Origin of the sequence: Croceicoccus gelatinilyticus (assembly GCF_018398395.1) — a bacterium.
In the GTDB taxonomy this organism is placed as follows: Bacteria; Pseudomonadota; Alphaproteobacteria; order Sphingomonadales; family Sphingomonadaceae; genus Croceicoccus; species Croceicoccus gelatinilyticus.
Window position 1 is genome coordinate 409,944 of the sequence record NZ_JAHCBF010000001.1, and the last position, 21,257, is coordinate 431,200.

Genomic DNA, 21,257 nt, shown 5'->3' on the forward strand with positions numbered 1-21,257 from the left:
CGCTCAGGCGCCCGGCGGGGGGCCTGCCATCAGTTCACGCACGAAGTTGACGAGGCCGGTCTGGCGCTCGCGCCTCATGCGCTCGGCGTGCAGGATCTCTCGCACTTGCGCAAAGCAGCTTTCGACATCGTCGTTGACGACGACATAGCGATATTCGGACCAGTGGCTGATTTCCGCCCGCGCGCGTTCCATGCGGGCCTCGATCACTTTCGGATCGTCGGTGCCGCGCGCGATGAGGCGGCGGCGCAGTTCGTCGATGCTGGGCGGAAGGATGAAGACGGGGACGACATCTTCGCTGGCGCGCTGGTTCAGCTGCTGCGTGCCTTGCCAGTCGATGTCGAACAGGAAGTCGCGGCCTTCTTTCATGCCGTTCCAGATCTGTGCCTTTGGCGTGCCGTAGCTGTGCCCGAAGACATGCGCCCATTCCAAGAAGGCGTGATCGTCGACCATCGCGTCGAAATGCGGCTTGTCGACGAAGTGATAGTCCTTCCCCTCGACCTCGCCGGGGCGCATCGGACGCGTGGTGGCAGAGACCGAGAGATTGATCTCGTCATCAGCGGCCAGCAGCTTGCGCGCGATCGTTGTCTTACCCGCGCCAGAGGGCGAGGACAGGATGAACATCAACCCGCGACGCTTGAGCGCGGTCTTCTCTTCGGAATTCTGGTCTTCAGCCATGCGCGCTGATGGCCGCGACAAGGTGCCGCGGTCAAGCGCCGTAACCGTGTTTGTCCAGATTTGAGGGGGAACGCCTTACTTGTCGGCGTTTTCCATGCGGTCCTGCATCTGCTTGCGCCCCTCGATGCGTGCGCCGCGCTTGCCCTTCGAACGGTCCCAAAGCGTCTTACCGAGAATTCCGGTGCCGACGATCAGCGCGCCGGGAACGGATCGTGTCGCAACGCGAGCGATGGCAACTGAGACAAGCGTCTGCGCCATGGAACGACCATCGACCACGGCATTTGCGTCGTCCGCACTGTAGCGGGTGCGAAGAAGTGCTTTTTCGGTCATGCGCCGGGTCAGGCGGCCCACGCCGCGCAGGGCGATATCGGCGACGATCAGGTTCGTCATCGGATTGGGGCTGAGACCGGGGATTTTGCGGCGCTTGGGCATTGAGACCTCTTCTTCGATCACGGCCCGCGCAGCTATTTCAGGCGATCGGGCCTTATTTCTTCTTCCCGAAATCAACGGTCACGACGTTGGAGCCGTCTTCCGGGGGCGTCACTGAAGGAACGCCTTCGCCGTCACCCTGTTCCATGTCGTTTTCCGCATCGTCGTGTGGTTCGGGTTCGTCGTCCACTTCGACGGCCTGGAACTGCAGGCCGAAATCAACGGCAGGATCGACGAAGGCGGTGATCGCCGCGAAGGGGATGACCAATTTCGCCGGAACCTGGTTGAAGCTGAGCCCGACCGAGAACAGCGTGTCCTCGACCGAGAGGTCCCAGAACTTGTTCTGCAGCACGATCGTCATCTCGTCCGGGAAGCGGGCGCGAAGGTCCGCCGGGATAGAGACACCGGGCGCGCCGGTCTTGAAGGTGATGTAGAAGTGGTGCGATCCGGGCAGTTCGCTGCCCGATGCTTCCACTTCGCGCAGCACGCGGCCGACGACTGCGCGCAAGGCCTCCTGCACGATTTCGTCGTAGGGGATCAGGCTATCGGGCGGTGCTTCGCTCATGCGGACGGCTTGGCCGTATCAAGCCGCGCGGTCAAGCGGGAAAAGCGGTCATCAACGGCTTATCCAAGCCATGATCGATTAAGGTGGTGTGGTGACAAGAAGTCGAACGTATTGCCATTAAATCACTGATAAAAAGAGAATATCCTGTCAGGCCTCGTTCTGGATTATCGAAGAGTACGTGATCGCGTCTTGCACAGCGCTTTCGCAGGCGTATAGCGGCCCTCATGCGCACCGGATCGATCTCTCGTAAGACCAAGGAAACCGCCATCGAAGTGGCGGTGAACCTCGATGGCACTGGCGAATATGACGTCGCCACCGGCATCGGCTTTCTCGATCACATGATCGAGCAGTTCTCCCGCCACTCGCTCATCGACGTGACCTTAAAAGTCGACGGCGACCTGCACGTCGACCAGCATCACACCGTAGAAGACAGCGCCATTGCGCTGGGTGAGGCGCTGCTTCAGGCGCTGGGTGAAAAGCGGGGCATCTCGCGCTACGGCCAGGCCTATTCGCCGATGGACGAAACGCTATCGCGCGTTGCGCTGGATATCTCGGGCCGGCCTTGGCTGGTCTGGAAGGCTGGTTTCTCGCAGCCGCGTCTGGGCGAGATGGATACCGAGCTGTTCGAGCACTGGTTCCACTCGGTCGCGCAGGCCGCGGGCATCACGCTGCACATCGAACTGCTTTACGGCCAGAACAACCACCACATCATTGAATCGATCTACAAGGGCTTTGCCCGGTCGATGCGGATGGCGGTGGAGTTGGACCCGCGCAAGGGCGACGCGATTCCGTCGACCAAGGGTCTGCTCGGCAAAGGGACGATCGAGGCCTGAGCCATGCCATCTCACGTCGCCCTTATCGACTACGGCGCAGGCAACCTGCAGTCGGTCGCCAATGCGCTGAAAGCCGCTGGGGCGGATCAGGTTAAGGTTTCGGGTGATCCCGAGGTCGTGCTGGCAGCCGAACGTGTCGTGCTCCCCGGTGTCGGTGCTTATGCCAATTGTATCAAGGCCTTGCGTGCCATTCCTGGCATGATTTCTGCGATGGAGAAGCGCGTTCTGGAACAGGGTGCGCCGTTCCTCGGCATCTGTGTCGGGATGCAGCTTCTGGCGACCCGCGGTGTCGAACACGGGGTCCACAAGGGGCTGGGCTGGATCGCAGGTGAAGTCCTGCCGATCGAAGTGACAGACCCTGCGATCAAGATCCCGCACATGGGCTGGAACGACGTGGCGCCCATGAAGCATCATGACGGCGCCGAACTGATCGATCGGGGCGAGGCCTACTTCCTCCACTCCTACCACTTCGTGACTGACGAAGGCCGCGACATCGCCGCCATCACCGATCACGGCGGCGCGATCACGGCAGCGGTGGCGCGCGATAATATCCTTGGCGTCCAGTTCCATCCGGAAAAGAGCCAGCGTTACGGCATCGACTTGCTGGAACGCTTTCTCGAGTGGAAGCCTTGACGACAGGCATTCGCCACGTAGGCACTTCGGCCCAGCATAGAAAAACAGGCTTTTGCGCGGGCGCTCGCGGTGTATAGGCGCGAGCCATGATCGTATTTCCCGCAATCGACCTCAAGGGCGGCCAGGTCGTCCGTCTCGCCGAAGGCGACATGGACCGCGCCACTGTCTACGGCGACAACCCCGCAGCACAGGCAAAGCTTTTCGCTGAGGCGGGGGCGATGCACTTGCACGTCGTTGATCTCGACGGATCGTTCGCAGGCGAGGCGCGCAACCGCGAGGCGGTTGAAGCCATCGTCGATGCCTTCGAAGGTTACGTACAGCTTGGCGGCGGCATTCGAACGCCGGAGGTTGTCGAGGCGTGGTTCGATGCAGGCGTTGCCCGCATCGTCATGGGCACGGCTGCGCTTAAGGACCCACAGTTCGTCAAGGACATGGCCAAGGAATATCCCGGCGGCATCGTCGTTGCCGTCGACGCGAAGGACGGCATGGTCGCAACTGCCGGCTGGGCCGATGTTTCGGACGTGCCGGTCGTCGACATGGCCCGCCGGTTCGAGGACGCGGGCGTTGCCTCGCTGCTGTTCACCGACATCGGGCGGGACGGGCTGCTGAAAGGCTGCAACATCGACGCGACCGTCGATCTGGCGCGCTCGGTCGATATTCCGGTCATCGCAAGCGGGGGCGTAAAGGGGCTGGATGACATCCATATCCTGTCGCTCCACGCGGACGAGGGGATCGAGGGCGTCATTACCGGCCGCGCGATCTACGACGGGAGGCTCGACCTTGCCACTGCGCTGGCGATGGCCAACCGCGACTGATTTTCTGGAAGTGACGCGCCGCAAGGTGTAGTCACTGTGGCTTGCCGCAACCTGCCGGAGCGCTTGTTTCATGACTGTCCGTGTCCGCGTCATCCCCTGCCTCGACGTTGCCGAAGGGCGCGTGGTGAAGGGCGTGAATTTCGTCGACCTGATCGACGCGGGCGATCCGGTGGAACAGGCTCAGGCCTATGACGCCGCCGGCGCGGACGAGCTTTGCTTTCTGGACATTTCGGCCAGCCACGAAGGCCGTGGCACCCTGATCGATGTCGTGCGCCGCACGGCAGAAGTATGCTTCATGCCGCTGACCGTTGGTGGCGGCGTGCGCAGCGCGGACGATGCGCGGGCGCTGCTGCTTGCAGGGGCTGACAAGGTTGCGGTCAATTCCGCCGCCGTTTCCCGCCCCGAGGTCGTCGCCGAGATTGCCGAACGTTTCGGCAGCCAGTGCGTCGTCGCCAGCGTCGATGCGCGGCGCGTCTGTGGACCGGGTGTGGATAAGTCGGGGGATAGCTCCGGGGAAAGCCGGTGGGAAATCTTCACGCACGGCGGGCGCAAGGAAACCGGCATCGATGCGCTGGAGCATGCACGGCGGCTGGCTGAGCTGGGCGCGGGCGAACTTCTCGTCACCTCGATGGACGGCGACGGGACGAAGAAGGGCTATGACCTTGAACTGACCCGCGCGATTGCCGATGCAGTCGGCATTCCCGTGATCGCCAGCGGCGGGGTCGGAACGCTCGATCACCTCGTCGAGGGGGTCACCCACGGTCATGCCAGTGCCGTGCTTGCCGCAAGTATTTTTCACTTCGGTCAGCACACCCTCGCAGAGGCCCACGATGCCTTGCGCGCCGCGGGTTTACCGGCCCGAAGCTAAGGCTGCGTCTGAACCGGAAACACGGTTAACAGCCATTTTTCGTGTTTGATAACGTTTTCAAACCCGGATTTCTTGGTTACATGCGCAACCATCCGAATCAGACCCAAGGCTTAGTTATGCGGATTGCCCTCCTGCTGACCGCGTCGTTTGCGCTCGCTTCCTGCGCGACGACCGACACGAACGTCGCGACTGCCCCGAGCGAACGCTCGATCGAGGCGGACGTGCGCTATCTCGCGTCGGACGAACTCGAAGGTCGTGAGGCAGGGCAGCCGGGCTATCAACTGGCATCGCAGTACATGGCCGATCGTTTCGCATCGGTCGGTGTTCAGCCGGGTGCGGCAGACGGTACCCATTTCCAGCCCGTGGGCCTTCGCATCATGCGTCCGGGCCCGATGGAAAAGAACACGATGGTCCTGTCGGGTGACAAGGCTCCTGACCTTGAACTGGGCACTGACTACGCCGTCGACGGAATGATCGGTCTTGAAAGCGGCGTGATCGAGGCTCCGCTCGTCTTCGTCGGGCAGGGCTATGTCGATCCGCGCAATGGTCGCGATGATTTCGCAGGCGTTGATCTCAAGGGCAAGATCGCCGTCGCCATCACCGGTGCGCCGGAATTCCTCAACACCGAGGAACGCGCCTATTTCAGCGGCCAACGTTCGCGCGAAATGGCAAAGCGCGGCGCGGTGGGCGTCATCTCGCTGCTGACTGACAAGTCGCTGGAGCGTTATGACTGGCAAAAGCGGCTTGAGTTCCGCGACCAGTCGACCAGCGCGACGTGGATCGGTGAAGATGGCCAGGCCTACGATTCACGCGAAGGCATGGTCGCTGCCGCAGTTCTGAACCCTGCCGCTGCGGCAAAGCTGCTCGACGGGCAGCCGATCAGCTATGCCGATGCGGTCGCCAAGATTGACGAACCCGGCGCTACTTTGCCTGCATTCGACATGGGTATCACGGCGAAGATCGCATTCGAGCAGAAGTTCGAAAACGCCACGAGCCGGAATGTCGTGGGCATCGTTCCCGGCACCGACCCCGAACTCAAGGACGAATATGTCGTCCTCACCGCCCACCTCGACCACATCGGCGTGGATGAAGGTGACGATGACGACAAGATCAACAACGGTGCGATGGACAACGCGACCGGCAGCGCGATCATGATCGATGTCGCGCGCCGCTTCGCAATGGCTCCGCCGCGGCGTTCGCTTATGTTCGTGGCACTGACCGCGGAAGAGATGGGCCTGATCGGTTCGTCCTACCACGCCCGCAACACGATCGTTCCGCAGGACAATGTCGTCGCCAACGTCAACCTCGATATGCCGATGCTGACGTACGAGTTCGTCGACGTCATCGCGTTCGGTGCGGAGCGTTCGACGCTTTATGGCGCGGTCGCCAAGGCTGCGAAGGCGGCCGGCATCGGCTTTGCCGAGGACCCGTTCCCCGAAGAGGGCATCTTCACCCGTTCGGACCACTACTCCTACGTTCGGCAGGGCATCCCTGCGATCTACCTCGAACCCGGCCCCGGCAACGGCGGGCTCGAGGCATTCGGCTCGTTCCTGGGCGAGCACTATCACCAGCCTTCGGATGAAGTTGACCTGATCCTGTTCGATCAGGCGGCTCGTTTTGCCGATCTCAACTTCGACATTGCACGCAACATTGCAGATATGGACGAGAGGCCTGTCTGGAAGAAGGACGATTTCTTTGGGACCGTTTTCGACGGCCCCATGAAGGACTGACTCCTCCTCTACTAGATCTTCCGGCACCTTTCGTTCAGCGCGGCGGGGCGGGTCACACCCCCCACCACCGTGACCCGTTCCCGTCGCGCACTTATTCAGGCCGAACTCAAGACTTTCTGCCCTGCCATTGCCCTGACCGCTGGGCGATCCTAACTTGGCGCGATCCGCCGGGCTTCTCCCGGTTCGAAGGGGAAATCGCATGCACGAAGGGGGCGCCGGCTCCATGCTGGTAGAGGGGTTGATCCTCCTCGGTTTCGCGCTCGCCGCCGTGCTTTTGTTCCGTAAGCTCGGGCTGGGCGCGACGCTCGGTTACCTTGTCGCAGGCGCGCTGGTCGGTCCGCAGGCGCTGGGCCTTGTCGGCGGGGCGGAAGCGAAGCTGAATTTTGCCGAACTCGGCATCGTCCTGCTGCTTTTCATTGTCGGGCTGGAACTTGCACCGAGCCGCCTTTGGCGGATGCGCAAGGAGATCTTCGGGCTCGGCTTTGCGCAAGTCGCGCTTTGCGGTCTTGCGGTCAGTGCCGTCATTTACGCTTTCACCGGGTTCAGCCTTGCCGCGTCGCTTGCACTGGGCTTGCCGCTGGGGCTTTCCTCGACTGCGCAGGTCCTGCCGATGCTGCAAAGCGCGGGGCGCCTGCGCACGCCGGTGGGCGAGCGGTCCTTCGCGATCCTGCTGTTTCAGGACCTCTCGCTGATCCCGCTGATCACGATCATCGCCGCGCTTAGCCGCAATCCGGAGCAGGAGGCCGGTCATCCGGGCTGGCAGCTGGCTCTGATCTCTGCAGCGGCCATCGTCGGCCTGATCATCGCGGGCCGCTACCTGATCCGTCCGCTGTTCCGACTGATCGGCGTTCTGGGCGAGCGGGAGATGTTCATCGTCGCGGCGCTGTTCACTATCGTTGGAGCCGCGGCGCTTATGCAGGCGCTGGGCCTCTCGACCGCTCTCGGCGCTTTTATTGCGGGCGTCATGCTGGCCAGCTCGCCCTATCGGCATGAGCTTGAGGCAGACGTCGAGCCCTTCCGCTCAATCCTGCTGGGCCTGTTCTTCCTGTCGATCGGCATGATGCTGGACCTGTCGGCCATTGCCGAACGTCCGGTCTTCGTCGTCCTGATGGCGATTGCGCTGATCGTGACCAAGGCCACGGTCATTTCGGGGCTGGGGCTGCTCATCAAGATGCCATGGCGCAAGGCGCTGGCGATGGGCCTTCTGCTCAGCCAGGGCGGCGAATTCGGCTTTGTCCTTTTCGCCGAGGCGCAGGACGGCCTATTGATCGCGCCTGAGGCGGCGAGCCTGTTCGGGGCGGTCGTGACGCTGTCGATGGCGACTACTCCTTTCCTGATGATGTTGACGGCCGGAATCCGCAGCGACCCGGTGCGCGAAGGCGAAACGCGGCCCGGTCCGGAGCCTGAGGGTGCGAGCGCGCTGGTCGTCGGCTATGGCCGCTTTGGCCAGACCGTCACCCAGATGCTGATCGCGGGCGGTATTCGCGTGACGATTATCGACCGCGATGTCGAGATGATTGACCGTGCTGCGGACTTCGGCGCGCAAGTCTATTTCGGTGACGGCACGCGCGTCGACTTGCTGCGGCAGGCAGGCGGGATGGAGGCCAAGGCCATCGTCTTCTGCCTCGACGGCGATCAGGTTGACCCCGAATTGATTCAAGCGGTGCGTGACCAGTTCCCGGACACCGGCATCTACGTGCGCGTCTTCGACCGGCGCAGCGTCATGAAACTGGCCAAGGCACCTGTCGACTTCCTTGCGCGAGAGGTGTTCGATTCCGCGATCCTGCTTGCCCGCAAGGCACTGGAAGGATTGGGCGAGAACGCCGAGGCGGTTGACCGGGCAGAGCAGGCCTACCGCGAAAGCGACGAAGAACGGCTGACCGAGCAGATCGACAGCGGCGACCTCAAGGCTGCGCGCGACCGCATCTTCACGCAGCCGCACTGATCGTGACCCGTTGATCTTTGGCCGCGCGCGGGCCAAGGCTGCGCCGATGACCGAACTCACCACGCTGGAGCGGCTTGCCGCCACGATCGAGAGCCGCAAGGGCGGCAACCCGAACGAGAGCTATGTCGCCAAGCTCTTTGATCGCGGACCCGACTATGCCGCGCGCAAGCTGGGCGAGGAAGCGATCGAGACTGTCGTCGCCGCGCTGGCCGGATCGGACGAGGAACTGGTTGGCGAAGCGGCAGACGTGATGTTCCATCTCGCGGTGCTGCTCTCTGCCCGTGACCTGTCGATTCACGACGTCATGGCCGAACTCGACCGCCGCGAAGGCGTTTCGGGCATCGCCGAAAAAGCATCGAGGACCAGCGAATGAGCCCCGTCGACCCGACCGCGCCTTACGACGACAACAATATTTTCGCGAAAATTCTGCGCGGCGAACTGCCTTGCACCAAAGTATACGAGGACGAATGGGCCTTCGCTTTCGAGGATATCGCCCCGGTTGCGCCGATTCACATCCTCGTCGTGCCGAAGGGAAAGTACGTCAGCTGGGACGACTTCTCGGTGAACGCGCCTGCCGATGAGATCGCTGGTTTCGTACGTGCTGTCGGCAAGATCGCGCGGGAAAAGAACCTTGTCGAAGTGGGTTACCGACTGATCAACAACATCGGCCCGAACGGCGGGCAGATCGTCCCGCACCTGCACGTCCACCTGATGGGCGGGCGGGTCATGGGGCCGATGCTGACCTCGGCCTGATACAAAGCGATTTCCGCGAAGGTGAATTGCCGATGAATCGGGCTTCCACAGGCGAAAAATAAGCCGCTTGTGCCCCGAATCGCGGCGCGGCTATGACGCCATACCAATGGCAGACGTGCTTCCTTCTCCGGCTACCGGATCAATCATCGACGGCGTGCATTATTATGCCGTGCGCGCGTTCTACGAAGATACCGACCTGTCCGGCATCGTTTATCATGCCAACTACCTGCGCTGGTTCGAGCGGGCGCGTTCGGACCTGCTCGACTGCATCGGCGTTGACCAGCGCGCCGCGATGGAAGCGGGCGAGGGCGTCTATTCCGTTGCTGACCTTTCAATTCGTTACAAGGCACCGGCCAAGCTTGCCGATGCCGTCACGCTGGAAACCCGCGTAAAGCGGATCGGCAAGGCATCTTGCGAACTGAACCAGCGCGCCATGCGCGGCGATACCCTGCTGGCCGAAATGGATGTGCGTGTCGGATTCGTATCGCCCGACGGACGCCCGCGCCGCCAGCCTGATGCGTGGCTTGCCGCGTTCGAAACCGTTACTCCCACTCTTCAGACCGAGAGCTAGAGCCTTGCCCCTATCCCAGATCGTTACCCAGATTGCTTCCGTCGCGGTCCCCGCATCGACCGCGACTGGCGCGCCCACGCGGCTCGATCCCGTCGAACTGTTCCTGCAGGCCGACATCGTCGTGCAGGCGGTGATGGCCGGCCTCATCCTCGCCTCGATCTGGGTCTGGGCTATCATCGTCTCGTTCTCGATGAAGATGGGCCGTCTTGATCGTCAGAACCGCGATTTCGAGAACCGTTTCTGGCAGGCCGACGATGTCGAGCCGATGATCCGTTCGAACGAAGACCTGCCCTCGCGCCGCGTGGCTGCTGCGGGCATTGCCGAGTGGCAGACCTCAACCCGCCGCGGCCTTCGCGACAAGGAAGGCCTGCGCCAGCGTCTGGCATCCTCGATGGAAGCGGCCGTGACGTCGGAAAGCGATTCCATCGCGGAGAAGCTGAACTTCCTCGCCACCGTCGGTTCGGTCGCGCCATTCGTGGGCCTGTTCGGCACCGTCTGGGGCATCATGAACAGCTTCTTTCAGATCGGCGCGCAGTCGAACACCTCGCTGGCTGTCGTCGCTCCGGGTATTTCAGAGGCGCTGTTCGCCACGGCCATCGGCCTTTTCGCCGCTATCCCCGCGGTCATCGCCTACAACCGCTTTTCGCACCGGGTGAATGCGTTCGAGACGAAGCTCTACCGTTTCTCCGACCGCTTCCACGCCTCGCTCAGCCGCGAACTGGAGACGATGTAAGTGGCCGTAAAGCTCGCTTCACGAGGCGGCGGACGCGGCAGGCGCGGGCGGGGCGGACGCACGCCCATGGCCGAGATCAACGTGACGCCGATGGTCGACGTCATGCTGGTGCTGCTGATCATCTTCATGGTCGCCGCGCCGCTTCTGGTTGCAGGCGTACCCGTCGACCTTCCCGACAGCCAGGCCGAGGCGCTCGACAACCAGGACCAGACGCTGACGGTTTCGCTCGACGAACAGGGCCTGATCTACATCGACGAACAGCGCATTCCCGCAGGCGCCTTTGCCGAACGACTGGCCGTCATTTCGCCCACCGGACAGGGCGCGCCGCCGGTCGTTCTGCGCGCGGACAAGGCGCTCGATTATGGCCGCGTCGTCGCTGTCATGGGGGCACTGAATCGCGCAGGTTTCCGGCAGATCTCGCTGGTCACCCACGGTTCAGACGCCAGCCCATAGGCCTTGACCACGATGCGCCTTGCAACACCATCGGGGGACCTGTTCGAAACAGCCCGCTTCGGGCGTGACGATCGGCTGGGTCTTGCCGTTGCCGTCGCCTTCCACGTGGTACTCGTTCTCGTGCTCGTCGCATGGGACAAGGAAGCGCCTTCGATGCCGCTGCCTGAACGGGTCGTGGTGACAGTGTCCGACGAAGTGGCGCTGGAATCGATCTCCCCCAATCCTTCTGCCGATCCTGCGCCGTCAGTCGGACAGGAGCTGGGCGATCCTGAACCGCCTGCACAGGCCAGTGTTGCCGATGCGGTAAACGATGCGGCTGACGATGCCGTCGCCGCCGCGCCGCGTCCGTCGCCGATCGCGCGTCAGCAGCAGCAACAGACCCCGCGGCCCCAGGCAAAGCCTGTCGAGCGGTCCGAAAGCCGCCGATCCGAAGCGCCTTCGCGGGGCAGCAGGCTTGGCAATGATTTCCTGTCCGGCACCGGCGGTTCTGGCAGCGATGCCGATCAGCCGGCCGAAAAGGTCGGACCGCTGACTGCATCGTCGCTGTCTTCCGCGATCAGCCGCCAGTTGCGCCCGCACTGGACCGCGCCGCAGGGCATCGATGCCGAAAAGCTGGTGACTGTGCTGGCTTGGGAAATGGATCGTAACGGCAATCTCAGGGGCCGCCCACGCGTCGTTTCGCAAAGCGGGGTGACCGAAGCGAACGCCGCGCAGAAGGACCGCCACGCTGAACTCGCGATCCGCGCGGTTCAGCTCGCGGCGCCTTTCGATTTGCCTGATGAATATTACGACACGTGGAAGAACGTGCGCGAATTCCGATTCGACCGGAGACTGTAAGGATGAAGACCAAAGCCCTCATCGCCGCCGCTTTCGTTGCTTTTGCCGCGCAGCCCGCGCTTGCCCAGGAAGGGGGCCTCGTCGGCTCCGTCTCGGACGAGAGCGAGTGGCAGGACCTCGGCATCGCGATCCCCGCCTTCCCGGCACAGCAGGACGTGCCGACTGCCGCTGCGCCGAAGACTACCGGTGCGCTGGGTGTCGCGCTGGCCCAGATCATTACCGATGATCTTCAGAACAATGGCCTGTTTCGCCCGGTCGGGCCTTCTGCCTTGCCGCGTATCGCGTTTGGGGAAGCGACCAATCCGCAGTTCGGACGCTGGACGCCGCTGGGTACCGAAATGCTGGTTCACGGCTTCGTGCGCGCCGCGGCTGACGGGCAACTGACGGTCGGGTGTTATCTCTACGACGTGCAGCTTCAGTCCGAACTGGTCCGCGAAGGGTACGTCGTCGCGCCGTCGGACTGGCGCCGCGCCGCGCACAAGTGTGCCGACCTGATCTATTCGCGACTGTCGGGCGAGGATCCGTTCTTTGATTCCAAGATCGCCTACATCGCCGAAACAGGGCCCAAGGATAACCGTCGCAAGCGTCTGGCGATCATGGACAGCGATGGCGCAAACCACCGGTTCATCACCAGCGGATCCAGCACTGCGCTGACCCCGCGCTATTCGCCTGACTATTCGAAGATTGCCTACCTTTCGTACAATGACGGAAACCCGCGCATCTATGTCTATGACATTGCATCGGGCAGGCAGACGCTGGTCACCGAAAGCTCCAACGCGACCTTTGCGCCGCGCTGGTCGCCTGATGGCCGCTACATCCTCTATTCGATGGCGATCGCCGGCAACACCGACATCTACCGAGTGTCGAGCGCGGGCGGTGGCCGTCCGGTCAAGCTGACGAGCAGCCCGGGTATCGATGTCGGCGGGTCCTATTCGCCCGACGGCTCGAAGATCGTCTTCGAAAGCGACCGTTCGGGCAGCCAGCAGATATATGTCATGGATGCCGACGGTTCTAACCAGCGCCGCATCAGCTTCTTCGGGGGCCGTGCCGCGACACCGGAATGGAGCCCGCGCGGTGACCAGATCGCGTTCACGCATATCTCTGGAAACTTCCGCATCGCGGTGATGAGCCCGGGCGGCGGAAGCCTGCGCCATCTGACCAATGCCTGGCAGGACGAGGCACCCACGTGGAGCCCGAATGGCCGCATCGTCCAGTTCTTCCGGACCGAGCGGAATTCGGGCAATACCAGCCTCTGGCAGGTCGACCTCACGGGGCGCCATTTGCGCAAGCTGGACACCCCCGAGGATGCTTCTGATCCTTCTTGGGGACCGGTTCGGCCCTAACTGCGTTAGTAGTGTAATCGCCAGCGCGGACGACATGGGTCGCACCGTCTGTCGCGCCCGAAATCCGCAAGAGACGGGATCAACCCGCCTTGCATGAAGAGAAGGAGCTTGCCCCAATGTCCATTCTGCGCACCCGTATGGTTGCACCCGTCGCCCTGATCGCGGCCGGTTCGCTCGCCCTCGGCGCCTGCAAGACCACTCCGGACGAACTTCCCCCCGAACCGACCCCGACGCCGGTTGCCACCAGCACCCCGACGCCGAGCGGCCCGGTCCCCGGTAGCCAGGAAGACTTCCTCGCCACCGTTTCGTCGGATCGTGTCTACTTCGACACCGACCGCTACAACATCGACAGCGCCGACATGGCAACGCTGCAGAGCCAGGCCCAGTGGTTGATGCAGTATCCGAACGTGCGCGTGACGATTGAAGGCCACGCCGACGAACGCGGCACCCGCGACTACAACCTCGCTCTGGGTGAGCGTCGTGCGAACTCGGCCAAGAACTATCTGGTCAGCCTCGGCATCCCATCGACCCGCATCACGACCGTCAGCTACGGCAAGGAACGTCCGGTCGCGATGGGCTCTAACGAGAGTGCATGGGCCCAGAACCGCCGCGCCGTTACCGTCACGGTGCAGTAAAAGCACGCCAAAGCGAGGTTTCCCCCGACACCGGATCGGGCTATTCGACAACTAACATGGCTCGATCCGGACGTTCGATAGACTGGGGGTTTCCCCGCTGGCGCGGTTACGAAGCCGGTCGCGAGGCGCAGAACGTGCGCCTTTGCGACCGGGTCGGCTGTGAGGAAGTGGGCGATTGCCCCGCTCCCAAAAGCCCGAACAGCCCGGAACGCTGGTATTTCTGCCAGAAGCACGCGGCGGAATATAACAAGGGCTGGGACTATTTCGCCGGCCTCGATGCCGAGGAAGCGGCGGCGCGCGCAGCCGATGAACAGCGCGACAATTCAGGATACCGCGAATCCGCCCATTACGGCTGGACCGGATCGGGCGACGGATCGCGCAGCCGCGACGAGATCAACGCGCTCGACGCGCTTGATCTCGAATACGATGTCGATTTCGCGACCATCAAGAAAGCGTGGCGCACCAAGGCCAAGGAAGTGCACCCCGACGTGAAACCGGGTGACGATGAGGCCGCCAAGGAATTCCACAAGCTGCAACTGGCCTACGAAGTCCTCCGCGCTGCGGAAGAGCGTCGCCAGTGGGCAGGCCCTGCTCAAGACTGAGCGTTAGTCCTCCGTCCAGACCGGCGGCGGCGGGCCGAGTACCTTCTCGTTCCACAGACCTGCGATCACCAGCAGCCTGTCGTAGAGCGGGTTCGGAAAATCGGGTGTCTTGGGTAGTGGCACACCCGGCGCGACTTCGCCTTCCATCGTTGCGCGTTTCAGCGCTTTCTTTGCCGCGCGGCGCGCCCTGATTCTGTGCCCGCGATCGTGGTGGATGAAAGCCAGCGCGACTTGCCCCGCGAACGACAGTTCAGAGATCGGCCATCCCATCAACTTCAAGGCCTCGTCGTAACGGTCACGGTGGCGTCCCGTCGCGACGAGCGCTGCATATTCCCAGCGAGCGGGGGTGTGGAGGCCCAGAACCTTGCCTCGTTCCGTTCGCGCGGCTTCGGCCAGATCATCCAGCGTTCCGCCGGTTCGGCCACGCACGGCGCGTGCTTTCGCGCGGGCATTCAGGGCACGGGATCTTTCGAAATCGTCGTCACACGCAAGTGATCGTTCGAACAGCGCCTCGGCATCGTCCGGGTGTTCCGGGGCAATGGCCGCAGCCTTCACCCAAAGATAGAAAGGCTTCTGTTTCCGCGCGCGGGCTATCTTCTTTTCAAAAAGCGCCTGCGTTTCGGCATCCCAGTCCGGTCCGCGATACCAGTCCTCACTGCTCACTCGCCTCTCCGTCGATCCATTCTTCGACCACCGCCGCGAACAGTTCGGCGTTAGTTTCGGGAAGAAAGTGATCGGCGTTGGCGACGATGTCCAGCGTCGCGTTTGGCAGGTGTCTCGCGAGCGCGCGGCTCGGCAGTTCGAAACAGGGGCGCGTTTTTCCGCCCATTGCCACAAGCGTTGGCGTCTCGATCCCGGCAAGTTCGGCGGGCCCGATCTTCGCCGGAGCCTCGCCGCCGCCCATCAGCAGCGGCATCATGCGGGCGTTGGATAGGTACATGTCCTGCCGGTCCTGCGGCAGCGAGCCAAACCCCTGTCCGACCAGCTGGCGAACGGCAGCCTCGTTGCCTTCCTTTTCCAGCTTTGCGCCGACCGCGCCGAAGCACGATCCGAAGTCCTTGCCGAATACCTCCTGCTCGCCTTCGTCGGAGATGTAGTGCGGCAGCGCGGCTTCGTAGAACAGCGCGGAGCGGAACAGGCCCGGCGCATCGAGCAGCGCCTGCAGCCCGACGTGGACCGAGTAGGACCAGCAGACGATATCGACATCGCCGCCCATCTCGGCCGCCATGTGGCGCAGTTCCTGTGCGTGGAGGCGCGTGCCGAACTGGCTACCGTCATCGGGCCATTCGGTGTCGCCGAAATAGGTCAGCGTGATCGCCTGTGCGTCCCATTCGGGCGGAAGCTTGCTGATGACGGGCGACCAGAGCCGCGCATCGGCGGCGGCACCGTGGACGAAAATAAGGCGCGGGCTGACCATTCAGGTATCCAGTGAAACTATATTATTGCGCCAAGGCATAGTCCGCGATCCGCATTCGGGGCAAGGTTCGGAACAAGGTCATGCACGCGGCGGTTCGCATGGATGAGACCGGAGAGCATATTTCCCAGATGAACACCCGACCGATCATCGTCACGGCCACTCTGCCGCAGGACCTGTTCGCCTATGCCGACAGGCTGAGGCAGGCACATTTCCCGCCCGAGCGGAACTTCCTCTCGGCGCACGTCACGCTGTTCCACGCGATCCCGCCTTCGTGTGAGGCCGAACTTCGCGGGTTGCTCGCCGACCTGACCCGCGAATTCCCGCCGCCGCCTGCGCGGCTTCTCGGCATTCGATCGCTGGGGAGGGGAACCGCGCTCGATATCGAGAGCCCTGCGCTGCTGACTGTCCGGGACCTGATCGCAGACCGTTTCGCCGGCTCGCTGACCGCGCAGGACGATCACCGGCCCAAGCTGCATGTCACGGTCCAGAACAAGGTCGATCCCAAGGAGGCCAAGGCGCTGCAGGCCGAACTGGCGCCGCAAGTCCGCCCGCGCGACTTCGCCTTCGCGGGGCTGGAGATGCATTTCTACGATGGCGGCCCCTGGGAAGAGGCGGGCCGCTGGAAATTTCGCGGGAAGGGCTGACCGCTCAGCGGTGGATGTGGACGTAGTCCAGCTTGCGCATTTCGGCCATAAGCGGGCCCTCGTAGCGTTCGGGCGTTGCTTCGGTGCCGAGGGCCCAGGCCATGATGTGGACGTCGTCTTCTTCAAGCAGAGCCTCGAACCAGTCGGCGTCGGCCTCGCTCCACGAAGCGTGGTGCTTGTCGAAGAAGCCGCCGATCATGAAGTCGGCTTCACGCGTGCCGCGATGCCATGCGCGGAACTTGAGACGGCCAAGACGAGCGTTATCAACCATGCACGCGCGCTTAGCCCTTGCAGACGGCCCCGCGCAAGGCGCTATTAGGGCCGCGATGCGTCCCGAAGTCCTCAATCCGCTTTTTGCCAGTGCCGACAGCCTCAAAGGCGTCGGGCCGAAGCTGGAAAAACCGCTCGAAAAGCTGGGTCTTACGCGGGTCAAGGACTTCGCCTACCACTTGCCCGACCGTTTCATCGACCGCCGCGCGGTTGCCAACCTCGACGACGCGGGCATTGGCGAAAACGTCATCGTGCCACTGACCCCGACGCAATATCGCGCCAGCCGCAGCGGGCGCGGGCCGTTCAACGTCATGGCGACGGACGACATCGGCAATGTCGTCTCGCTGACCTATTTCGGGCGCGCGTCCTATACCGCGAAAAAGCAGCTGCCCTTGAACGAGCGGCGCTGGGTCGCGGGCAAGCTCGACCAGTATGGCGACGCCTTGCAGATCGTGCACCCCGATCACGTAAGCGAAGAGGGCGGCGCGGCATTCGGTGCGACTTGCGAGCCGGTTTATGCGCTCTCCGATGGTTTGACGCAGGGGCGCTTACAGGCCCTGATCGAGCAGGCACTGGGCGATTTGCCCGAGCTTCCCGAATGGATCGAGCCGGGGCAACTGGCAAAGCGCGAATGGCCCGAATGGCGCGAGGCGCTGATCGCGGCGCACAAGGGCGCGAACAAGGCGGCGCGGGACCGGTTGGCCTATGACGAACTTTTCGCCTCGGCGCTGGCGCTGATGCTGGTGCGGGCGGACAACCGGCGGCGCAAGGGCGTGCCGCTCAAGGGCGACGGACGCTTGCGAGACAAGTTGCGCCTGCCATTCGATCTGACCGGCGCGCAGAAGCGTTCTGTCGGCGAGGTCGAGGGCGACATGGCGCAGCAGCACCCGATGCTCCGGCTGCTGCAGGGCGATGTAGGTTCGGGCAAGACGGCGGTGGCGCTTCACGCCATGCTCATCGCGGTCGAGGGCGGGGCGCAGGCGGCGCTGCTTGCGCCGACCGAGATTCTTGCGCGCCAGCACCACGAAACTCTGATCGAAATGGCCCGCGGCACGGGGGTCGAGATCGCGATCCTGACCGGGCGCGACAAAGGGCGGGCGCGGGAATCGATCCTGATGGGGCTGCTCGATGGCAGCATCGACATTATCGTCGGCACCCACGCGATTTTTCAGGAGGCGGTGAACTACCGCAATCTCGGCCTTGTCGTGATCGACGAACAGCACAGGTTCGGCGTGGGGCAGCGCCTGATGCTGCAGCAGAAGGCCAAGGGCACCGCGCACTGCCTTGCCATGACGGCAACGCCGATCCCGCGCACGCTGACCCTTGCGCAATATGGCGAGATGGAAGTTTCGCGCCTCGACGAGATGCCGCCGGGGCGCAAGCCGATCGATACGCGCGTGATCGCGACCGAACGGATGGACGATGTCGTCGCAGGGCTGCAGCGCCACGTGGCCGAGGGCAAGCAGGCCTATTGGGTCTGCCCCATGGTCCGTGAACATGAGACAGAGGATATCGCAGCGGCAGAGGAACGGTTCGACGCGCTGCGGCAGGTGCTGGGCGAGAACGCCGTCACGCTTGTTCACGGACAGCTTCGGCCCGAGATCAAGGACGCGAACATGGCGCGCTTTGCCTCGGGCGAAGTCGCGGTGCTGGTCGCCACCACGGTGATCGAGGTCGGCGTCAACGTGCCCAATGCTTCGCTGATGGTGATCGAACAGGCCGAACGGTTTGGCCTGGCCCAGCTTCACCAGTTGCGTGGCCGGGTCGGACGCGGGGCGGAAAAGTCGGTCTGCCTGCTGCTGCGCGGCAATACGCTGTCCGAAACGGGGCGCGAGCGGCTGGCGCTGATGCGCGAGACGCAGGACGGGTTCCGGCTGGCTGAGGAGGACCTCAGACTACGCGGCGGGGGCGAAATCCTTGGTACGCGGCAGTCGGGCGAACAGGCTTTCGTGGTCGCGACGCCCGAACAGATCACCGAACTGCTCGAAGTTGCGCATGACGATGCCCGCGTGCTGATGGAGCGGGACGGCGGGCTGACCGGCACGCGCGGGGAAGCGGCACGCACCGCGCTCTACCTGTTCGAACGCGATTACGGGGTGCAACTGCTGCGCGGCGGTTAGGCCGCGGCGACAGTCATCCGCACGCGGTCGAAATTGCGGGCTGTAAGGTCGTCAGGTGCGATCGTGAACTGCAGGACGCCCGTGCCGAAAAAGTGGCCCAGCGTGTCGTTGCCGCCGATTTCGAGCAGCAGGACTTCGTCTTCCACGAACTGGCCGACTTCGCCCTGCACATAGCTCGGCGTGCCGAACATGCGGTTGGGGACCGATGCCTGCGGGTTGGCCGAGAGGCGGTGGACGCCTGCTTCGGCGGCGATGCGCTCTGCTGGGATGGCTTCCATCGCCTTGCCTTTCGCGCCGATGGTCGTGTTGACGGCGGCGGAGACGAGGCTCTGGAACACCGGTTCCAGCGGTTCCCGGACCTGTTCCATCCAGCCCCACATCTCGTTCGCCGAAAGTTGCGGGATGGGATCGAACGGCTCTTCACGCGATGCGACGGCATAAAGCATGCGGGTCTCGTCCAGCCAGCGGGTCAGTTCCGCGGGCTGTTCGGGCTGGCGCATCTGGCCCAGCAGCCATGCGCAAACGGTGCGGACGGCCGACCAGTCGTGCGGGAACGCGGGGTAGGGGCGTTCGAACCCGCGCGGCAGCGGGGCCGGTGCAGGCGCGAGGTCGAGGCGCGAAAGCGCGGTATGGGTCGCGTCGTCGGCCTGCCAGAACTTGGTTTCATTGGTGCCGAGCGTCATGCCGACCGGCTCGAACGGCCAGTGCGGCAGGCGGCGCGGGATGATGCCGCGTGCGTCGTGATCTTCGCCCGCGCAGATCGGCCAGGCCCAGATCGCCTGCGAACCATAGGCCGGGGCGAGGTCCCCGGGCGTTGCCACTTCGCCCCAGCCGTCACCGTTTCCGGCAACGTGAATGAAGCGGTAGGCCATCGGCCTGCTCCAATCGAGGTCCATGAACAGGTACATGGCACCGTCGCGGGGCAGCAGGTCGGTCGGGTCGGTGACGGCAAGCTTCGCGCAGTCCCACTGCATCACGAATGTCAGCGGAATGTCACCTGCCTCGGTCATGGCGCGCGGCCATGCGAAATCGGCCGGTGCAACGGGCGAACCGCCGTAGAAGGAAAGGCCAGCGGGACCTGCGGGCGGGAACGCCTCGCGGAAGACGATGGCATGGCCGCGCGCCGCCTCGATGGGAGAGGAGGCGGGCGCGGTTTCCGGTGTGGGCGTGAAGGTCGGGGCGGCCTCTGCGGCTTCCTCGACCACTTCGTCCTCGCTGGGCACGAGGCTCATCGGCTTGGCCGGGCCGGTCGCAGCGAAGTCCTCGAAATTGCTCCAGTCGAGGCCGTGCGAGACCGGTTCTTCGGTCGCTTCGGGCTCGGGGCTTTCGAACGATACGAGTTTGGGGTCTTCGTCGTCGTATGAGAAATTCACCGGCTTGTAAGTCGGGTATTCCGGCTCCGCCGGCGTTTCGACAGGCGCTTCGAAGCTGGCGAGGTCGAGCACGTCTTCGGCGGGCTCTTCGGTGACGAGATCGACAGGTTCGGCTTCCGGCTCTTCGAAGCTCGAGAGGTCGAGAATTTCCTCTTTCGGCTCGTCTTCGCTCGAGAAATCGAGCGGTTCGTACGCCGGATAGACAGGCTCTACCGGCTCGGCTTCAGGCTCGCTGAAATCGGCGAGGTCGAGGACCTCTTCGGCTTCGTCCGCTTCTTCGTCGTCAGCGAAGCCGACTGGCTCGTATGTCGGATATTCCGGCGCGGGTTCGACTTCGCCGGGCTCTTCGAAGGTTCCGAGGTCGAGCGCTTCCTCGACAGGCTCTTCCACTTCGACAGCTTCGACGACCGGCTCCTGCGGGGTCTCCTCTACGAAGGCGATCGGCTCTACCTCGCCCTCTTCCTCGCCATAGTCGTTAAGGTCGAGGACATCTGCGTCATCGTCCTCGACCACTTCGTCAAACGGCGAGAGTTCGAGAACCGGAGCTTCAGCTTCGGCGACCGGCTCTTCCTCGGCCGCGAAATCGCCCACCAACTCGAGAACCGGCGGTTCGGGCGGACGGGTCGAATAGGCGGGCTGGGGTGCAGGCGAGGCGTAAGCGGGTGGCTCCATCGCGCCCTGCATGTCGCGCGCCATCGGCGGCGGGCTGACTTGAGGCAGGGGACGGTTTTCGAGCCGCTCTCGGATCGAGGCGGGGTTGAGGTCGCGCATGGGCGCGCTTGCCGTCTGCAGGGTGCTATCCGCTTCTTCGCGTCGGCGCTGCTGTTCCGAGCGATAGAGCAGGAAGATCAGCGCAAGGCCGATGCAAGACGCAAGGATCGTCGTCGAGAGTGGTATCTGCGGCAAAGCCGTTTTCAACGCCACGATCGATCCCGCGACGATCGTCGCGATCAGAATGATCCGTACAGAACCTGCCTGCTTCATCGTATCCTCCGCGCAGCCCGCATGAATGC

24 protein-coding genes are annotated in these 21,257 nt (G+C 63.6%); 17 read left to right on the top strand and 7 right to left on the bottom strand.

Annotated elements, in window-relative coordinates; genetic code table 11:
• Window positions 1-3: 3 nt before the first annotated feature.
• The 3 genes from gmk to KIH45_RS02230 all read right to left on the bottom strand — a co-directional run bounded on the left by gmk (window position 4) and on the right by KIH45_RS02230 (window position 1,669).
• Window positions 4-675, bottom strand: a complete 672-nt coding sequence (gene gmk, locus KIH45_RS02220; protein WP_213174349.1) for a guanylate kinase — start codon at window positions 673-675, stop codon at window positions 4-6.
• A 75-nt stretch (window positions 676-750) separates the two neighbouring features.
• Complete coding sequence (locus tag KIH45_RS02225) at window positions 751-1,107, bottom strand: hypothetical protein (RefSeq protein WP_213174350.1); 357 nt, start codon at window positions 1,105-1,107, stop codon at window positions 751-753.
• A 52-nt stretch (window positions 1,108-1,159) separates the two neighbouring features.
• Window positions 1,160-1,669, bottom strand: a complete 510-nt coding sequence (locus tag KIH45_RS02230; protein WP_213174351.1) for an SspB family protein — start codon at window positions 1,667-1,669, stop codon at window positions 1,160-1,162.
• 224 nt (window positions 1,670-1,893) lie between these two features.
• On the opposite strand from KIH45_RS02230, the gene hisB reads away from it, so the two are divergent.
• From hisB to KIH45_RS02305, 15 genes are all read left to right on the top strand, one after another.
• Window positions 1,894-2,502: an imidazoleglycerol-phosphate dehydratase HisB gene (gene hisB, locus KIH45_RS02235; protein ID WP_213174352.1), complete on the top strand. Its 609-nt coding sequence runs from the start codon at window positions 1,894-1,896 to the stop codon at window positions 2,500-2,502.
• A gap of 3 nt (window positions 2,503-2,505) precedes the next feature.
• Entirely contained in the window at window positions 2,506-3,135 is a 630-nt protein-coding gene (hisH, locus tag KIH45_RS02240; RefSeq protein WP_213174353.1) for an imidazole glycerol phosphate synthase subunit HisH, read from the top strand.
• Window positions 3,136-3,221: 86 nt separating this feature from the next.
• Window positions 3,222-3,950, top strand: a complete 729-nt coding sequence (gene hisA / locus KIH45_RS02245; protein WP_213174354.1) for a 1-(5-phosphoribosyl)-5-[(5-phosphoribosylamino)methylideneamino]imidazole-4-carboxamide isomerase — start codon at window positions 3,222-3,224, stop codon at window positions 3,948-3,950.
• A gap of 70 nt (window positions 3,951-4,020) precedes the next feature.
• The gene (gene hisF / locus KIH45_RS02250; protein ID WP_213174355.1) at window positions 4,021-4,818 is read left to right on the top strand and encodes an imidazole glycerol phosphate synthase subunit HisF; all 798 of its coding nucleotides are present in this window, start codon (window positions 4,021-4,023) and stop codon (window positions 4,816-4,818) included.
• 116 nt (window positions 4,819-4,934) lie between these two features.
• Window positions 4,935-6,548 carry a M28 family metallopeptidase gene (locus tag KIH45_RS02255; RefSeq protein ID WP_213174356.1) on the top strand — a complete coding sequence of 538 codons (1,614 nt, stop codon included), beginning with the start codon at window positions 4,935-4,937 and terminating at the stop codon, window positions 6,546-6,548.
• A gap of 199 nt (window positions 6,549-6,747) precedes the next feature.
• Entirely contained in the window at window positions 6,748-8,493 is a 1,746-nt protein-coding gene (locus tag KIH45_RS02260; protein WP_213174357.1) for a cation:proton antiporter domain-containing protein, read from the top strand.
• A 46-nt stretch (window positions 8,494-8,539) separates the two neighbouring features.
• On the top strand, window positions 8,540-8,866 hold the full coding sequence (locus tag KIH45_RS02265; protein ID WP_213174358.1) for a phosphoribosyl-ATP diphosphatase: 327 nt from the start codon (window positions 8,540-8,542) through the stop codon (window positions 8,864-8,866).
• Entirely contained in the window at window positions 8,863-9,246 is a 384-nt protein-coding gene (locus tag KIH45_RS02270; RefSeq protein WP_213174359.1) for a histidine triad nucleotide-binding protein, read from the top strand. The genes KIH45_RS02265 and KIH45_RS02270 overlap by 4 nt, the downstream gene beginning before the upstream one ends.
• Window positions 9,247-9,352: 106 nt before the next feature.
• Complete coding sequence (locus KIH45_RS02275; protein WP_213174360.1) at window positions 9,353-9,817, top strand: YbgC/FadM family acyl-CoA thioesterase; 465 nt, start codon at window positions 9,353-9,355, stop codon at window positions 9,815-9,817.
• 4 nt (window positions 9,818-9,821) lie between these two features.
• Entirely contained in the window at window positions 9,822-10,550 is a 729-nt protein-coding gene (gene tolQ / locus KIH45_RS02280; RefSeq protein WP_225899585.1) for a protein TolQ, read from the top strand.
• Window positions 10,551-10,616: 66 nt separating this feature from the next.
• Window positions 10,617-11,003, top strand: coding sequence for an ExbD/TolR family protein (locus tag KIH45_RS02285; protein ID WP_213174361.1), 387 nt, complete (start codon window positions 10,617-10,619; stop codon window positions 11,001-11,003).
• Between the two features lie 12 nt (window positions 11,004-11,015).
• Complete coding sequence (locus KIH45_RS02290) at window positions 11,016-11,840, top strand: energy transducer TonB (protein ID WP_213174667.1); 825 nt, start codon at window positions 11,016-11,018, stop codon at window positions 11,838-11,840.
• 2 nt (window positions 11,841-11,842) lie between these two features.
• A complete protein-coding gene (gene tolB / locus KIH45_RS02295) occupies window positions 11,843-13,183 on the top strand; it encodes a Tol-Pal system beta propeller repeat protein TolB (protein WP_213174362.1) in 1,341 nt (446 codons plus the stop codon).
• A gap of 116 nt (window positions 13,184-13,299) precedes the next feature.
• Window positions 13,300-13,818 (top strand): peptidoglycan-associated lipoprotein Pal, encoded by a 519-nt coding sequence (gene pal, locus KIH45_RS02300; RefSeq protein WP_225899586.1) that lies wholly within the window; start codon window positions 13,300-13,302, stop codon window positions 13,816-13,818.
• Between the two features lie 56 nt (window positions 13,819-13,874).
• Window positions 13,875-14,420, top strand: coding sequence for a J domain-containing protein (locus KIH45_RS02305; RefSeq protein WP_213174363.1), 546 nt, complete (start codon window positions 13,875-13,877; stop codon window positions 14,418-14,420).
• A 3-nt stretch (window positions 14,421-14,423) separates the two neighbouring features.
• Here KIH45_RS02305 and KIH45_RS02310 read toward each other — a convergent pair whose 3' ends face one another.
• Window positions 14,424-15,083, bottom strand: a complete 660-nt coding sequence (locus KIH45_RS02310) for a hypothetical protein (RefSeq protein WP_213174364.1) — start codon at window positions 15,081-15,083, stop codon at window positions 14,424-14,426.
• Entirely contained in the window at window positions 15,073-15,837 is a 765-nt protein-coding gene (locus tag KIH45_RS02315) for an alpha/beta fold hydrolase (RefSeq protein WP_213174365.1), read from the bottom strand. Before KIH45_RS02315 ends, KIH45_RS02310 begins: the two co-directional genes overlap by 11 nt.
• Before the next feature lie 98 nt (window positions 15,838-15,935).
• Here KIH45_RS02315 and KIH45_RS02320 point away from each other — a divergent pair, with 98 nt between their 5' ends.
• Entirely contained in the window at window positions 15,936-16,481 is a 546-nt protein-coding gene (locus KIH45_RS02320) for a 2'-5' RNA ligase family protein (protein WP_225899587.1), read from the top strand.
• Window positions 16,482-16,485: 4 nt separating this feature from the next.
• Here KIH45_RS02320 and KIH45_RS02325 read toward each other — a convergent pair whose 3' ends face one another.
• A complete protein-coding gene (locus tag KIH45_RS02325) occupies window positions 16,486-16,752 on the bottom strand; it encodes an FAD assembly factor SdhE (protein WP_213174366.1) in 267 nt (88 codons plus the stop codon).
• A 55-nt stretch (window positions 16,753-16,807) separates the two neighbouring features.
• Between KIH45_RS02325 and recG the strand changes: the two genes are divergently transcribed.
• Entirely contained in the window at window positions 16,808-18,871 is a 2,064-nt protein-coding gene (recG, locus tag KIH45_RS02330; RefSeq protein WP_213174367.1) for an ATP-dependent DNA helicase RecG, read from the top strand.
• Here recG and KIH45_RS02335 read toward each other — a convergent pair.
• On the bottom strand, window positions 18,868-21,228 hold the full coding sequence (locus tag KIH45_RS02335; protein WP_213174368.1) for a DUF1963 domain-containing protein: 2,361 nt from the start codon (window positions 21,226-21,228) through the stop codon (window positions 18,868-18,870). The two genes, recG and KIH45_RS02335, sit on opposite strands and share 4 nt — an antisense overlap.
• Between the last annotated feature and the right edge of the window lie 29 nt (window positions 21,229-21,257).